11 protein-coding genes and 3 pseudogenes are annotated in these 15,104 nt (G+C 70.6%); 11 read left to right on the top strand and 3 right to left on the bottom strand.

Features of this window, described 5'->3' with window-relative positions:
- Positions 1-26: 26 nt before the first annotated feature.
- The 6 genes and pseudogenes from QUE47_RS16675 to QUE47_RS06165 all read left to right on the top strand — a co-directional run bounded on the left by QUE47_RS16675 (position 27) and on the right by QUE47_RS06165 (position 8,062).
- A pseudogene (locus QUE47_RS16675) lies at positions 27-790 on the top strand (SDR family oxidoreductase).
- The gene (locus tag QUE47_RS06185) at positions 787-2,655 is read left to right on the top strand and encodes a heparinase II/III domain-containing protein (RefSeq protein ID WP_286219035.1); all 1,869 of its coding nucleotides are present in this window, start codon (positions 787-789) and stop codon (positions 2,653-2,655) included. Before QUE47_RS16675 ends, QUE47_RS06185 begins: the two are co-directional and overlap by 4 nt.
- The gene (locus QUE47_RS06180; RefSeq protein WP_286219034.1) at positions 2,652-4,640 is read left to right on the top strand and encodes a DUF4962 domain-containing protein; all 1,989 of its coding nucleotides are present in this window, start codon (positions 2,652-2,654) and stop codon (positions 4,638-4,640) included. The genes QUE47_RS06185 and QUE47_RS06180 overlap by 4 nt, the downstream gene beginning before the upstream one ends.
- A gap of 11 nt (positions 4,641-4,651) precedes the next feature.
- Complete coding sequence (locus tag QUE47_RS06175; protein WP_286219033.1) at positions 4,652-5,356, top strand: DUF624 domain-containing protein; 705 nt, start codon at positions 4,652-4,654, stop codon at positions 5,354-5,356.
- Between the two features lie 56 nt (positions 5,357-5,412).
- Positions 5,413-6,330, top strand: a pseudogene (locus QUE47_RS16670) (MFS transporter); the annotation flags it as partial.
- 214 nt (positions 6,331-6,544) lie between these two features.
- Entirely contained in the window at positions 6,545-8,062 is a 1,518-nt protein-coding gene (locus QUE47_RS06165; protein ID WP_350227685.1) for a basic amino acid/polyamine antiporter, read from the top strand.
- Here QUE47_RS06165 and QUE47_RS06160 read toward each other — a convergent pair.
- From QUE47_RS06160 to QUE47_RS06155, 3 genes and pseudogenes are all read right to left on the bottom strand, one after another.
- A complete protein-coding gene (locus QUE47_RS06160) occupies positions 8,052-8,546 on the bottom strand; it encodes an IclR family transcriptional regulator (RefSeq protein ID WP_434019756.1) in 495 nt (164 codons plus the stop codon). The two genes, QUE47_RS06165 and QUE47_RS06160, sit on opposite strands and share 11 nt — an antisense overlap.
- A 110-nt stretch (positions 8,547-8,656) precedes the next feature.
- A pseudogene (locus QUE47_RS17370) lies at positions 8,657-8,815 on the bottom strand (helix-turn-helix domain-containing protein); the annotation flags it as partial.
- A 63-nt stretch (positions 8,816-8,878) separates the two neighbouring features.
- Complete coding sequence (locus QUE47_RS06155; RefSeq protein WP_286219030.1) at positions 8,879-9,826, bottom strand: sugar kinase; 948 nt, start codon at positions 9,824-9,826, stop codon at positions 8,879-8,881.
- 306 nt (positions 9,827-10,132) lie between these two features.
- On the opposite strand from QUE47_RS06155, the gene QUE47_RS06150 reads away from it, so the two are divergent.
- From QUE47_RS06150 to dgoD, 5 genes are all read left to right on the top strand, one after another.
- Positions 10,133-11,458 (top strand): ABC transporter substrate-binding protein, encoded by a 1,326-nt coding sequence (locus QUE47_RS06150; protein ID WP_286219029.1) that lies wholly within the window; start codon positions 10,133-10,135, stop codon positions 11,456-11,458.
- 144 nt (positions 11,459-11,602) lie between these two features.
- Positions 11,603-12,403, top strand: coding sequence for a carbohydrate ABC transporter permease (locus tag QUE47_RS06145; protein ID WP_286219028.1), 801 nt, complete (start codon positions 11,603-11,605; stop codon positions 12,401-12,403).
- Complete coding sequence (locus QUE47_RS06140; RefSeq protein ID WP_286219027.1) at positions 12,393-13,226, top strand: carbohydrate ABC transporter permease; 834 nt, start codon at positions 12,393-12,395, stop codon at positions 13,224-13,226. Before QUE47_RS06145 ends, QUE47_RS06140 begins: the two co-directional genes overlap by 11 nt.
- Before the next feature lie 54 nt (positions 13,227-13,280).
- The gene (locus tag QUE47_RS06135) at positions 13,281-13,922 is read left to right on the top strand and encodes a bifunctional 4-hydroxy-2-oxoglutarate aldolase/2-dehydro-3-deoxy-phosphogluconate aldolase (RefSeq protein WP_286219026.1); all 642 of its coding nucleotides are present in this window, start codon (positions 13,281-13,283) and stop codon (positions 13,920-13,922) included.
- 10 nt (positions 13,923-13,932) lie between these two features.
- The gene (gene dgoD, locus QUE47_RS06130) at positions 13,933-15,066 is read left to right on the top strand and encodes a galactonate dehydratase (RefSeq protein ID WP_286219025.1); all 1,134 of its coding nucleotides are present in this window, start codon (positions 13,933-13,935) and stop codon (positions 15,064-15,066) included.
- The last annotated feature ends 38 nt before the right edge of the window (positions 15,067-15,104 follow it).

The following is a 15,104-nucleotide window of genomic DNA, read 5'->3' as shown; positions in this document are numbered from 1 at the left end:
CCGGCACCACCAGAGAAAGAGGAATCATGCAGCAGGATCTGACTGGACGCGTCGCACTCGTCACCGGCGCGGGACACGGGATCGGCGCCGCGCTGGCGCTGGGCCTGGCCCGCGCGGGAGCCGACGTCGCGGTCCACTACGCGAACAGCGCCGCGCCGGCCGAGAAGGTCGTGGCACAGATCGAGGAGCTCGGGCGCCGCGCCGTGGCCGTCCAGGGCGACCTGATGGACTCGCAGACCGCTGCGAGCGTCGTCGCCTCGACCGTCGAGGCGCTCGGCGGGCTCGACATCCTGGTCAACAACGCGGGCAACCTCGTCGGCCGGTCCACCGTGGCAGAGATGACCGACGAGCACTGGGCGAAGGTCTGGGGCGTCAACGTCTCGACCGCGTTCTTCGTGACGCGCGCCGCGGTGCCGCACCTCACCGCGAGCGACCACGGCCGGGTCATCTCGTTGGCCTCCCTGGCCGCGGAGAACGGTGGGGGAGCCGGGTCGGTCGCCTACGTCGCTGCGAAGGCAGGGTCGTCGGCCTCACCCGTGGTCTCGCGAAGGAGCTCGCCGGCGATGGCGTCACCGTCAACGCGCTGGCGCCCGGGTTCATCGGTGACACGCCGTTCCACGACAAGTTCACGCCCCCCGAGGCCCAGGCGAACATCGTCAAGGGCATCCCCCTCGGTCGCGCGGGCGCGGTCGAGGACGTCGCCGGAGTGACGACGTTCCTCGCCTCGGACGCCGCCGCGTACGTGACCGGCCAGGTCATCGACATCAACGGTGGTCTCAACTTCCGATGACCGATCTCCTGACGGGCCACCGCGACATCACGGTCCCCACCGTCGCCGGCGGGTGGTGGCACGACTACGTCTGCCCGACCCACGGCTCGGAGCTGACCGGGCCCGGCCCGCGGGGGCACCTGTGCCCCCGCGGGTGCGAGATCGCCGGCCCCAAGGCGGACGCCGCGTGGCTCGTCTACGAGCACCAGGGCGCCGCGCGGGAGATCCGACGGCTCGCGTGGGCGTCGGTGCACGCACGCACCGGCGCCGAGGACCGGGCCGAGCTCCGCGAGCGCGCCCAGCGCATGCTCGCGGAGTACGCCGAGGTGTACGCGGCGCTCTCGGACGGGTGGAGCGAGGCGGGCGAGTCGTGGATGTTGCGCGGCCGGCTCTTCGCCCAGGCCCTCACCGAGGCCCAGTGGGCCGTGCAGGTGGCGGACGCCGTCATCGTCCTGGGTGGGGAGGGTCTCGACCCGCAGGTCGTCGAGATGCTCGAGAGCCTGCTGACGACGATCGACGACTCCCGCGAGATCCTCGTCACCGACCGCGGCGACGAGCGCAACAACTACACCGCCTGGCTCAACGCCGCAGGCGCGCTGCTGGCGCGTGCGCTGACCCGCTGCGGTCGTGTCGCCCACGCGGGCCGTTGGGTCGAGCGGACCCTCGACCACATCGAGCTCGCCGTGCACCCCGACGGCTGGGAGTGGGAGGGCGCGGCCTACTACCACCTGTTCGTCCTGCGGGCCTACCTCCTCGCGCTGCGCGACGTGCGCCCGCAGGAGATCCCGGCTGCGGCGCGACGCAGGCTCGCGGCGATGATCCGGGTGCTCGCGCAGGTCGCAGCCCCCGACGGCCGGCTGCCGGCGCTGCACGACGGCCCGTACAGCCGCGTCCCCATGCATCGCGAGGTCCTGGAGATCGCCAGGCTCGCTCGTGGGCTCCAGACCCCGACCGGCCTCGACACCGTGGAGCGGTTCGCCCGAGAACGCGTCGGCGCGGCAGACGACGGCCTCGAGTCGTCGATCGGGCCGTGGTTCGACGGTGAACCCGTCGAGGTGCCGCGAGGCCCGGCCACCGACCGCGGCAGCGTGCTCTTCGCCGACGCCGGGTACGCCGTCCTGCGGGACGGCGAGGACACCTTCCAGGCCGTGCTCGACGCCGGCCCGCACGGCGGCGCCCACGGCCACCTCGACAAGCTCGCCGTGTACCTCTACGGCGCGGCCCCGTGGCAGCCCGCCCCCGGTGTCCCGCCGTACGCGTCGGCGTTGCGCCGCGGACACTACGCCCGGACCGTCGCGCACCCGACGGTGCGTGTCGACGGCGCCGACCAGGGCGAGGCCACGGGCAGCATCGACGTGTGGGACCCGGCCGCCGGCCGGGTGGTCGCGTCGGCCGAACCCTTCGCCGGTGTCCGGCTGCGTCGCTCGCTCGTCCTGGGACCCGGCTACCTGGCCGACGTCGTGACCGTCGTCGGCGACCGGCCCCACCGCGTCTCGCTCGGCCTGCGTCCCGCCACCGCCTTCGGGGTCCGCGCGACCCCGCAGGGCGCGGAGTCGGAATGGACCGACGGCGCGGCCACCCTGCGCGGTGTGCACGTCGCCTCGTCCCCGACGGGCTCCGGCCCGGCTGCGGTCGTCCAGACCTCGGGCCGCGGCCCGTCCGACGACCCCGCAGCCCCGCAGCAGGTCGCGGACTGGGTGGCCGACGGCGAGCGCGTCACCTTCGCCTCCCTCTACCTGTTCGGAGCAGGACCCGGAGCAGGACCCGCCGTGCGGGACGCGGACGTCTACGTGACGTTCGAGCCCGACGGCGCCACGACCTTCCACCTGACCACCACCGGCCCGAGCCACTCGGGACCCGAAACGACGATCGAGGTTGCCCCGTGACACAGCCCCTGCTCATTGCCGGCCGCGAAGACGTGCTGCGCGAGGAGATCCGCGACGTTCGCAGCCCGCAGTTCCGTCGCCTCGTCGACGAGTGCGAGCGCTACACGTCGATCGCGCTGCCGACCGAGCACCCGCTCGCCTCGATCACGTACATCGGTGCGGCGTCCGCCAACCTGGCGCTCGCGTACCGCCTGACGGGCCAGCAGCACTACCTCGACGAGCTGCGACGCTGGCTGACGCCGGCCCTGTCGTTCCCGCACTGGGGCAAGGCGAACATGCCCGACCACGACCTCGACGCCGGGTGGCTCCTGCACGGGCTCTCGCTCGCGTACTCCTGGGCCGGCGACGCGCTCGCCGACGACGAGCGCCTCGCCCTGCGCGACAAGCTCGTGCTCCAGGGCACCCGCCTGTACGAGTTCGCCGTCGACTCCGAGGGCGACTGGTGGTCGTCGTCGTACTGGCAGAACCACAACTGGATCTGCTACGCCGGGCTCGCCACCGCCGGGTACGCGCTGCGCGAGGAGCACGAGCCGGCCCGCGCGTGGACCGAGCGCGCGAAGGGCAACTTCGAGACCGTGCTCTCCATGCTCCCCGAGGACGGCTCGAACAACGAGGGCGTCGTCTACTGGCGCTACGGGGTGCCGTGGCTCGTCACCTACCTCGACGTGCTCAAGTCCGAGGAGGGCATCGACTGGTTCGCCACGAGCGACTACCTGCGCAACACCTTCTGGTACCGGCTCTACCAGGCCGCCCCGGACATGGAGCGCATCATCGACCACGGGGACTGCCACGACCGCCGCAGCGGGCACCCCGTGGCGATGTACTACAAGCTCGCCGCCGAGTACCGGATCCCCCAGTGCCAGTGGCTCGCCGACAAGGTCGCGAACGAGTTCTTCTGGCGCGAGGCCTACGAGAGCGGGGTGCGCCCGGGCGTGCGCGCCGAGGCGTACCAGGAGCTCCTCTGGTTCGACCCGAGCGCGCCGTCGGAGGGACCGCAGGGCCTCCCGACGAGCCGGGTCTTCACCGACCTCGGGCTCGTCGTCGGGCGCACCTCGTGGGACGACGACGCAGCGATGGTCTCGTTCAAGGCGTCACCCGGTGGGGGCCACAAGGCCTGGGAGACGTCGCACAGGATCAAGCAGGAGACGGGGTGGACGACGCTCAACGCGGGCCACCACCACCCCGACTCGGGGACGTTCGTCCTGCTCGGCTTCGGCGCCTACCTGGCGCTCGACGAGGGGTACTCGTCCCGCAAGCGCACGGAGCACCACAACGCGGTCCTCGTCGACGGCAACGGGTTCGTCAACGAGGATCGGTACCACGTGTTCGAGAACCTCGGCCACGAGTACGAGGCGCACCTGGTCACCACCACCGTCGGTGCCGGGTGGGTCCACGCGGTCAGCGAGACCTCGGCGATGTACGACCGGGCGCTCGGCGTCACCCGGGCCCGCCGTCACCTCGTGATGACGCCCCGCGGCGTCCTCGTGCTGGTGGACGACCTGCGCGCGTCCGAGCCGCGCACCTGGACGTGCCTGCTGCAGACGCAGAACCCTTCCCGGGCCTCGGGCGAGTCCCGCTGGATCGCCGAGGCGGGCACCGGGTCGCTCCTCGTCTCCGCCCTCGACGACGCCCCGAAGTCCGAGGTCGTCCCGACGGCGGTGCACGCCAACCCGACGTCCTCGACGCCGAGCCTGGCGATCGAGAAGGTCCAGCACACGCTGCGCCGCAGCACCGAGCCGACGACGACGGGCCGGTTCGTCACGGTTCTCGAGCCACGTCCGTGGAACGACCCGGTGGGCGCCGACGTCACCGTCTCGGAGGACGACGGCCTGGTGACGGTCGTCGTCGACCACGGCGACGTGACGGAGGTGGCGACGGTCCACCTCGAGTCCGGGGCCGTCGTCGGGCACGATGAAGCGGACATCGCAGGAGACGGGTTCGCGGGCCGGACGACGGACCGGGCCCGGCGAGACGACGCACGGTGACAGGACTGGCTATGGCTCGCAGGGCTCCTCGGGCGCGCGGGGCGGGCCGGCGAGCGGGCGGCGGCTGGGAGGCCGCTGCCCTGCGAGCGCTGATGTTCCCGACGAACATCGTGCTCGGCGGGCTCGTCGCGTTCGTCGTCGCCCTCCCCGTGGTCACCGCCCTGCCGGCGACGATCGCGCTGGGGCGGTCGTTCGCCGCCTGGCGCGAGGAGGGTGACGAGGCCGTCGTCACCAACCTGGTGCGCGAGCTGCGGGCCACCTGGCGGCGCACGTGGAAGGCCGGGATCGTGCTCGGCCTGGCGACGCTCGTGCTGATCGCGGACGCGATCTTCCTGGTCACGCGCCTCGGAGGTCCGCAGGAGGGCGCTGCGATCCTCTTCGGGGCCGCGGCGATACCCGTGGCGACCGTCGTCGCGCTCGCCTACGTCGCGCTGCCCCTCGCTGCCGCGCGTCAGCCCGACGCCGACATGCGGTCCTGGTTCCAGGAGGCCGGGCGCATCGTCGCGCTCGCGCCGCTGCGGTCGCTGCTCGTCCTCGTCGTCAGCGGCGTGCTCCTCGCGACGGCGGCGCTGTTCCCCACGATCCTGCCGTTCGTCCTGCTCTCCGTCCCGGTGTACGTCGCGCAGGCGACCTGGTCCCCGGCGGGCGGGCCCGGCGGTCCGGGAGGCGGGTCGGGCGGCGGGCCGGCCGGAGCTGCCGACCCCGGGGCGCGGTGAGCGCCGGCCGCGCGCCGTCCCGAGCACTGTGGGTCCTGTATGCGGACACGCTCACCATGGCGGTGGGCTTCTACATGCTGGTGCCGCTCCTCGCGTACCACTTCCTGCAGGACCTCGGCCTGACCATCGCGCTCGTCGGCGTGCTGACGGCCGTCCGCTCGGCGTCGCAGAACGGGATGATGCCGCTCTCCGGGTTTGCTGCGGACCGCATCGGCTACCGCCGGGCGATCTCCGCCGGAGTCCTGATCCGCGCGGCCGGGTTCGCGGTCCTCGGGACCGGGACCACGGTGCCGGTCCTGGTGGTCGGGTCGATCCTCACCGGGTTCGGTGGCGCGCTCTTCCACCCCGCGAGCTATGCCGCGTACACGGCGCTCGCCGAGGGTCGCGACCCCGTGCGGGTCTACTCGACGCGCGAGCTGTTCTCCAACGTGGGCTTCGTGATCGGCCCGATGATCGGCGGCCTGCTCGCCGGTGTGGACTTCCGGTGGGTGGCGTTCGGGGCTGCCGGCCTCTTCCTGACGGCGTTCGTCGTCACGGTCGTGGGTCTCCCCGCCGACCTCGCCCCGGAGGGTGCAGGGCGCGCCAAGTTCGGTGCGGCGCTGCGCGACCGCCGGTTCCTGCGGTACTGCGTGCTCGCCTCGTCGCTCTGGCTGCTGGTCACCCAGCTGTACCTCGTCGTCCCGGTCCGTGCGGCCGACGTCCTCCCCGGACCCACCGGGATCGGTGTCGTCTACACCTCGGCGGCGATCTTCATGGTGATCGTCATGCTGCCGCTCACCGGGTTCGCGTCCCGTCACCTCCCGCCGCGCGGGATCCTCGCGCTCGGCGCAGTGTCCCTCGGCTCCGGCATCGCCGTCATGGGCCTGTGGGGCACGATCGCCGGCCTCGTCGTCGGGGTGCTGATGTTCACGGTCGGGCAGATGCTGTCCCAGCCCGTGATGAACGCGGTCGTCTCCGAGTTCGCCGAGGGCGGGTCGATCGCCTCGTACTTCGGGGTCCTCGGTCTCGCGCAGGCGGTCGGGGGCATCGTCGGGAGCAGCGTCGGTGGCCTGCTCTACACGCTCGCCGGCTCGGGCGGCCCCGCGAGCGACCTCGCGTGGTTCGTCTTCCTCGGGTGGGGGTCCTCGTCGCGGTCGCGATGCTCACGCTCGGACCACGAGCGGACCGCTGAGTCGGAGGACTCAACCGGTGGACAAGCCCTGGTTTGTAGAGTTGTTCTCGCGGGCGCACAGCGCATCGAACTCCCTCGACGAGCGGACCCTCATGTCTCTGCAGGACGCACGGCCGGTCAGCTCCAAGGTCGGGGTCGTCACCCTGACCGCCATGGTCGTGGGCACGATGGTCGGCGGTGGGGTCTTCAACCTCCCGGCGCTCTTCGCCGAGGAGACCGGCGTCGTCGGGACCCTGTCCGCATGGGCGATCGCCGGCTTCGGGATGCTCACGCTCGCCTTCGTCTTCCAGCGGCTCGCGGTGCGCAAGCCGGCGCTCGACTCCGGCATCTACGCCTATGCCAAGGCGGGGTTCGGGGAGTACGCGGGATTCCTCTCGGCCGTCGGGTACTGGGCGGGGGCCTGCGCTGCGCTCGCCTTCTTCTGGATCCTCATCATGTCGACGCTCGGCCAGGTCTTCCCGGAGCTCGGGGAGGGCGACACCGTATGGGCGATCGTCGCGTCGACCGTCCTGCTCTGGGTCGTCCACCTCCTGATCCGGCGTGGCATGAAGGAGGCGGCCTCCCTCAACCGCGTCGTGACCGCCGCGAAGATCGTGCCGATCCTCGTCTTCCTCGTGATCTGCGCCGTCCTGCTCGACCCGCAGGTCTTCGTGGACAACCTCTGGGCGGACGGGGCAGACGTCGGCGCGTTCGGCGACCAGATCCGCGGGACGATGCTCGCGACGGTCTTCGTGTTCCTCGGGGTGGAGGCGGCGAGCATCTTCTCCCGTCACGCGAGAACTCGGAAGGACGTCGGCAGGGCCACCGTCTACGGGTTCCTCGGGGTGCTCGCGGTGTTCGCCTCCGTCACCGTCGTCTCCTACGGGATCCTGCCGCGCGCGGAGATCGCAGCGCTCGCCCAGCCCTCGATGGCCGGGATCCTCCAGGCCGCCGTCGGCGGCTGGGGAGCCGTGCTGGTGAGCGTCGGGCTGGTCGTCTCGGTCGTCGGTGCCTACATCGCCCTGTCGATCGCGGCCGGCGAGACCCTCTTCGCGGCCGCCAAGGACCGCGACCTGCCGAGGTTCCTCGCCCGGGCCAACGCCCGCGACGTCCCCGTCCCCGCCATGTTCCTCACCACGGCGCTGGTGCAGGTCGTCCTCGTCGTCACCCTCTTCTCGGCGGACGCCCTCGACTTCGCCCTCGAGCTGACGGCCGGGCTCACCCTCATCCCGTTCCTGTTCGTCGCCGCCTATGCGCTCAGGCTGCGGCTCACCGGCGAGACCTACGAGGGAGCATCGAGATCGGTCCGCCGCACCGATCTCGTGATCGCGGTCATCGCCGTGATCTACACGCTCGGCCTCATCGTGGCGGCAGGTCTCACGTACGTCCTGCTCTCGTGCGTGGTCTTCGTGCCCGCCACGATCCTCTTCGTGATGACCCGTCGCGAGCAGCAGCGAAGGATCTTCAGCGCGACCGAACGGGTCGTCTTCGCGCTCGTGGTGGTCGGCGCCGTCGCTGGGGTCCAGGGACTCGCCGCCGGGTGGATCACGATCTGACGGTCGACGGCGTCGGTCTCCACCCCAGCTCGAGGGAGATCGCGTCGCGGGTCTCCAGGATCGTCGGCAGGTGCGTCTGAAGCGTCTCCAAAGAGGTGATCGCCCGTACCGCGGTCGCCGACAACCCTGCGACGGCGTCGCCGCGGGCATCGAAGATCGGGACGGCGATGCAATTGATCCAGTCCTCGTGCTCCCGGTCGTCGACCGCCCAGCCCTTATTACGGATCAACGCCCACTCGCGCGCGAGGTCGGCGGCGCTCGTGATCGTCGTCGGTGTGTACCGCTCGAACCCGCACTCCGCGATCGCGGCATCCTGCGCCGACTCCGGGGCGAACGCCATGATGACCTTCGCGACACCCGCGGTGTGGAGGAGCGCGCGGCCGCCGATCCGTGAACGCATCTGGACCTCGCTACCACCCTCGACCTTGTCGATGTAGAAGACCCGATGGTCGTCGCGGCCCGCCAGGTGGACCGTCTGGCCGATCCGGGCGGCGAGCTCGACGATGTGCGGCCGAGCGACCTGTCGGATGTCGAGGAGTCGAGCGCCCTCTGGCCGAGGGAGACGACCTCGTACCCGATGGTCCAGTCGCCCGCCGCCGTCCGACGAGCGAACCCGCGCTCCTCGAGGGTCTGCAGGATCCTGAGCACCGTCGAGCGGTGGACCCCCAGCTGCTCGCCGAGCTCGCCGGGACGTTGCGGGGTCGCACCGATCCGCTCCAGGATGTCGAGGGCCCGGTCTACGGAACTACCCATCGGCGTTGCCCTTTCGCAGTCGGCTGTCCGCCGCGCGTGATGCCGCGGCCTGGTGGAATCCCATCACAGCGGCGGCCGCAGCTCCGCAGTGCGCGCGGTAGCTGGCCAATCCTCACCCGAGACCGCTCGCGCGACGAGATCGTCCGGGGTCGTCGGTAGCTCGCCCTGGTCGGAGTGGGAACGGAGCGCGATCCCCGCCATCAGGTGGCCGAGGCGCAGCTTCGCCGCGTCCTCGAGCCCGAGCAGATGAGCGTGCAGGTACCCCGCGGCGAAGGCGTCGCCGGCACCGACCGGTTCGACGACGTCGACGGGGAGAGCGGGGACGGTCGTTCGACCCGTCCTGCCCAGAGACGTGGCGTCCTGCGCACCGTTCTTCACGACGATCGTGGGCACACCCGGGAGGATGCGCCGCACGTCCTCTTCCGTGGTGCACCCCCAGAGACGCTCCGCCTCGTCCAGGCCGACCAGGACCACCTCCGCCCGGGAGGCCGCGTCGGCGATCACGCGCGCGGCCGTGGCGAGGTCCCGCCAGATCGCGGGTCGGTAGTTGATGTCGAAGCTGGTGCCGATCCCGTGCGCGCGCGCGCCGTCGAGGAGCGCGGTGACGGTCTGGCGGCAGCTGAGGGAGAGTCCGCTCGTCACGCCGCTCGTGTGGACCCAGCGGGGGTCGGTGGCAAGGACGGCGGTGGCGAAGTCCGGGGTCATGCGGGACGCTGCGGACCCTGCGCGGTAGTAGTGCACGGGGGACCCGTTGGGACGGGGGTCCTTGAACATCACGCCGGTCGGGGCCGTCGGGTCGAGCTCGACCAGGTCGACGGTGGCGCCGAGAGCCTCGACCTGCCCCACGACCCGACGGCCGAGCGGGTCGTCACCGAGCCTGCTGGCCCAGCTGCCGACGGTGCCGAGCCGCGCCAGGGAGATTGCCACGTTCGACTCCGCGCCCGCGTTCCCGAGCTCGAGCGCGTCCGAGGTCTGGAGCGACTGACCGTCCCGTGGGACGACGAGGGCCATGGTCTCGCCGACGCACAGGACCGGTCCCTCTGACCTTCGGCCAGCTGTCTCGGCGCCCGGAGGTGCGGCTGTCATGTGACGTGCTCCTGTCGATATGTGCGATCCATGCACAGGGTGTGCGGTTTGTGCGCACCTTCTCACATCGCCGAGGAGGCAGCAATATCGCGGCCGCCGAAATTCGGGGCTTGCACATGGACAACCGGTTTACTAGATTGGCGATTAGTTGCACAGCAGTGTGCAACATACGCACATCACCACGACGACGTGGGCGCGCGCGCCGCGCTCCTAGAACGAGGGGCCCCCACCATGAAGACGACCAGACGCGTTGCCGCAGCAGCGGCGACCTTCCTCACGGCAACGGCACTCGCCGCCTGCTCGAGCAGCGACTCGGACTCCGACGCGTCGGGCGACGGTGGCGACAGCGGCGAACCGACCACCGTGACAGTGCTGAGCGGCACGATCGTCGAGAGCCCGGAAGGCGACATCGAACAGTCGATCGCCGACGAGTTCATGGCGGAGCACCCGGACATCACGATCGAGTTCATCGGTGTGCCGTCCAACGAGCTCCAGCCGAAGCTCGTCGCGATGGCGTCCAGCGGCACGCTGCCGGACATCTTCTTCAACGACCCGGCGTTCGCCGCCAAGGCGGTCGACCTCGGTGCCCCGGCAGACATGACGGAGGTGCTGGGGGAGGACTTCGTGTCGGGCTTCGATCAGCAGGGGATCGATCAGGCGACCGTCGACGGCTCGATGACGTTCGCCCCCTGGTACGGGGTGCCGACGGGGCTCATCTACCGTGCCGACTGGTTCGAGGACGAAGGCCTCACCCCGCCGGAGACGTGGGACGAGTTCGTGGACGTCGCGCAGCAGCTCACCGGGGACACCGACGGCGACGGCGAGACGGACCGTTGGGGCGTCGCCCTCCTCGGTTCGGCCGACCTCTCGGGCGCCGGCCGCTTCCTGCCGATCCTCCGGTCGTTCGGTGCGGTCGAGCTCGAGGCCGACGGCGACAGCTGGACGACGAGCTACGACTCGCCCGAGGGAGCTGCTGCCTTCCAGCTCTACGGCGACCTCGTCAACAAGTACGAGGTCACGCCCGTGGGCACCCTCTCGACGTCCTACCCCGAGGCCGTGAACCTCATGGGCAGCGGCACGACGGGCATGATGGTCAGCGGCTCGAACGCCATCGGTGCGATCCTCGCGCAGAACCCCGAGCTCGAGGGCAAGCTGGCCGCCGTCCCGATCCCGCACGCCGAGGGCCACGAGCCTGCTGCCAACCTCGGCCTCGGCGGGTACAGCGTGAGCGATACCAGCGAGAACAAGGAGGCGGCCGCCGAGTACCTGAAGTTCCTCCTCGACGAGGAGAACCAGGTCGCGTGGTCCGACGGCACCGGCCGGATCCCGATGCGGACCGATGCGCTCGACGAGATCCAGAGCGCCGAGGGCGACCTCGCGGGCTTCGTCGACGCGATCCAGTACGGCTACGCGCCGCCGCAGGCCGACTTCTACTCCACGGTCATGCTCGCCGGGACCGAGGCGTACCAGGCGGTCATCCTCGAGCAGGACACGGCGCAGGAGGGCGCAGACGCCGCAGCGGAAGCCACGCGCAAGGAGATCGACAATGCCGGCTAGGTCCGGCGGCACGCTCCTCGAGGAGCGATCCCCCGGCCGGCGACCCGTCGTGGTCGCCGGCCGGCGGGAGGCACCCGCGCCACGCGTGATGCGCGGGCAGGGCGGCTCTTCACGCTCCCGGTCCTGCTCGTCACGGTCGCGCTGGTGGCCTACCCGATCGTGTACGGCATCGGTCTGAGCCTCTTCGACACGAACCTCGTCAACCGGTGGGACTTCGTCGGGCTCGACAACTACGGGCGGCTGGCCCGGGACTCGGGCTTCCTCGACTCGATCGTCATCACGTTCGCCTTCGCGTTCATGGTGGTCGCGGGAAACCTGGTCGTCGGTACCGGGCTGGCGCTCCTGCTCAACCGCGGACTGCGCTTCACCACGTTCTTCCGCGCGGTGCTCATCCTCCCGTGGCTCTTCCCGGAAGTCGTCGTCGCCCTCATCTGGAAGTGGATGTACAACCCGGTCTACGGGCTGTTCAACCACGATCTCCAGGCGATGGGTGTCATCGACGAGCCGGTCGCGTGGCTGGACGATCCGAACCTCGCCCTCGTCGCGGTCGCGCTCGCAGCGATCTGGAAGGGCTACCCGCTCGTCATGGTCCTGGTGCTGGCCGGCCTCCAGACGGTGCCGAAGGAGCTCTACGAGGCGGCTTCGCTCGATCGGGCCGGAGGCTTCGGGAAGTTCCGCCACGTGACCCTCCCGGGCATCCGACCGGTGCTGCTCGCGGTGATCGTGCTGGAGACGGCCTGGTGGTTCAAGCACTTCACGATCGTCTGGCTCCTGACCAACGGCGGCCCTGCCGGCGCGACGAACGTGGTGAGCATCGACATCTACGAGCGTGCCTTCAAGAACTTCCAGTGGGGCGACGCTGCGGCATCGGCCGTCGTCGTCCTCATCATCTGCCTCGCACTGAGCGCGATCTACCAGAAGGTGCTGCATCGTGATGACTCGTAACGCAACCCGCTCCGGGTCCGGCGTGGCGTACGGACTGCTCGTCCTGAGCTCCCTCGTCGTGCTCGTCCCGGTGGCCTGGATGCTCTCGACGGCGCTGAAGTCGTCCGACGAGCTGTTCTCGCAGACGGTCCGGTGGCTTCCCCTCAACCCGTCGCTCGACGCGTTCGCGAGGGTGTTCACCGACTACCCCTTCGCGACCTACTTCATGAACTCGATCGTGGTCGTCACGGCGTCGACGGTCATCGCCATCGCGTTCGCGACGTTCGCCGGGTACGGGGTGTCGCGGTTCGAGTTCCGTGGCCGCGGGTCGCTGATGACGTTCCTGCTGCTCACGCAGATGTTCCCGTCGATCATGCTGCTCATCCCGTACTTCAAGCTGTTCCAGACGCTCGGGCTCATCGACACGCGCACGGCCCTGGTCATCGCGTACGTCTCGTTCCAGCTGCCGTTGTGCACCTGGATGATGGTCGGCTACTTCAGGTCCGTGCCGACCGAGCTCGACGACGCCGCCGCCGTCGACGGGTCCGGTCGCATCCGGACCTTCTTCCAGATCATCCTGCCGCTGACGATGCCCGGAGTGGCGGCGACGGCGATCTACGCGTTCATCAGCGGCTGGAACGAGTATCTCTTCGCACTCGTGCTCACCTCGAGCGAGGACAAGAAGACGGTTCCCGTGGGGATCGGGCAGCTCATCGGGCAGTATCGGATCGAGTGGAACGACCTGATGGCAGCGTCGCTGTACGCACTCGTACCGCTGACCCTGATCTTCATCTTCTTGCAGAAGCGGATCATCAGCGGGATGACAGCCGGCGCGGTGAAGTAGGCCGCGGGACCTGCTCGCCGTCACTCCCGAGACAACGACCTACCGAGGAGAACCATGACCACCGACCGGCAAGACCTCGTCGTCGCGGCGGACGCCGCCTTCGACACCTGGTTCGCACCGTCACCCCTCATGGCGATCCTGCGCGGGCTCGACACGGCGAGCACGATCGAGATCGCCCATCGAGCCTGGGACCTCGGGTTCGGGCTCGTGGAGATCCCCGTCTCGTCGGAGCCCGCCTACGACACCCTCGCGGAGGTCGTCGAGGAGGGACGGCGGCGGGACCGGGTGGTCGGTGCGGGCACCGTCGCGGATGTCGAGTCCGTCGTGCGGGTCCGCGATCTCGGTGCGGCGTTCACCGTCGCGCCAGGGTGGGACGACGCCGTCGCGCGAGCGAGCGTCGACGCCGACATGCCGCACCTGCCCGGAGTCATGACGCCGACGGACGTCCAGGCCGCACGGGCCGCCGGGCACCGCTGGCTCAAGCTCTTCCCGGCCGGCGTCATCGGCCCCGCGATGATCACCGCACTTCACGGCCCGTTCCCGGACCTGCGCTTCGTCGCGACCGGGGGCGTCGACGCAGGCAACGCCGGAGACTTCCTCCGCGCCGGGGCGTCGGCCGTCTCCCTCAGCGGCGCCACACGCACGATCACCCCCGAGCAGATCCGCGAGGTCTGCGCCCACCGACACATCTCGTAGGAGCCTCCGCATGAGAGTCACCGCCGTCCGCATCTTCCACGTCCTGCCGCGCTGGACCTTCGTCGCCGTCGACACCGATGCCGGGATCACCGGCTACGGGGAGCCGGTCGTCGAAGGTCAGTCCCGCGTGGTCGAGGCCGCCGTCCAGCACTTCGCCGAGTACCTCGTCGGGAAGGACCCGCTGGAGATCGAGCGGCACTGGCAGGTCATGTACCGCGGCGGCTTCTACCGCGGGGGCGCCGTCGGGGTGAGCGCGATCAGCGGGCTGGAGCACGCCCTCTGGGACATCAAGGGGAAGTTCTACGGGGCACCGGTCTTCGAGATGCTCGGCGGACGTGCGCGCGACCGGATGCGGATGTACGGGCACGGTCGCGGCACCACCGACGCGGACTTCGTCGACGCAGCCCTGCGGGCGAAGGCGCGGGGTCTGACCGCCATCAAGATCGGAATCGACGGCCCGGCACGGGACCTCGAGTCGCTCGACTACGTCGATCGACAGGTGCGGCGATTCGCTGCGGTGCGGGACGCCGTCGGGCCCGCGTTCGACATCGCGGTCGACATGCACGGGCGGACGACGCCCGCGACGGCCAAGCGGATCATCGCCGGGTTCGAGCCGTACCACCCGCTGTGGGTGGAGGAGCCGTGCCTGCCGGAGAACGTCGACGCGATGCTGGACATCGCGTCGTCGACGACGGTGCCGATCGCGTCCGGGGAGCGGCGGTTCACCAAGTGGGAGTTCCGTGAGCTCATCGACCGCCGTGCCGTCTCCGTCATCCAGCCCGACCTCTGCCACGCCGGCGGGATCCTCGAGGCCAAGAAGATCGCGGCGATGGCGGAGGCGCAGTACATCAGCGTCGCGCCGCACAACCCGCTCGGGCCGATCTCGCTGGCAGCCTGCCTGCAGCTCGATGCGTGCACCCCGAACTTCATGATCCAGGAGCACCCCACGGCGGACGACGGCGCCGACCTCGGCGTCGGCCTGCTCAGCGAGCCGTTCGAGATCGTCGACGGGTTCATCGATGTCCCCACCGGGCCGGGGCTGGGGATCCAGCCGGACGAGGACCTCTTCGTCGAGCGCCGGTACCCCGGTGACTGGCGCAACCCCGTGTTCGTCCACGAGGACGGCGGGCACGGCGACTGGTAGACGCACACCGAAGGCCGTCGCCTGGAGCCGCCCACGGA

The organism is Paraoerskovia sediminicola (assembly GCF_030296575.1).
GTDB lineage: Bacteria > Actinomycetota > Actinomycetes > Actinomycetales > Cellulomonadaceae > Paraoerskovia > Paraoerskovia sediminicola.
Note: the sequence above shows the minus strand (reverse complement) of the source record. Positions and strands in the feature narration are given on the sequence as shown.

What these genes read in the sequence shown, in the direction of transcription:
- QUE47_RS06185 (WP_286219035.1), top strand. Translation starts at nt 787, where the DNA reads ATGACCGATCTCCTGACGGGCCACCGCGACATCACGGTCCCCACCGTC.
- QUE47_RS06175 (WP_286219033.1), top strand. Translation starts at nt 4,652, where the DNA reads ATGGCTCGCAGGGCTCCTCGGGCGCGCGGGGCGGGCCGGCGAGCGGGC.
- QUE47_RS06140 (WP_286219027.1), top strand. Translation starts at nt 12,393, where the DNA reads ATGACTCGTAACGCAACCCGCTCCGGGTCCGGCGTGGCGTACGGACTG.
- dgoD (WP_286219025.1), top strand. Translation starts at nt 13,933, where the DNA reads ATGAGAGTCACCGCCGTCCGCATCTTCCACGTCCTGCCGCGCTGGACC.
- QUE47_RS06150 (WP_286219029.1), top strand. Translation starts at nt 10,133, where the DNA reads ATGAAGACGACCAGACGCGTTGCCGCAGCAGCGGCGACCTTCCTCACG.
- QUE47_RS06155 (WP_286219030.1), bottom strand. Translation starts at nt 9,826, where the DNA reads ATGGCCCTCGTCGTCCCACGGGACGGTCAGTCGCTCCAGACCTCGGAC.
- QUE47_RS06135 (WP_286219026.1), top strand. Translation starts at nt 13,281, where the DNA reads ATGACCACCGACCGGCAAGACCTCGTCGTCGCGGCGGACGCCGCCTTC.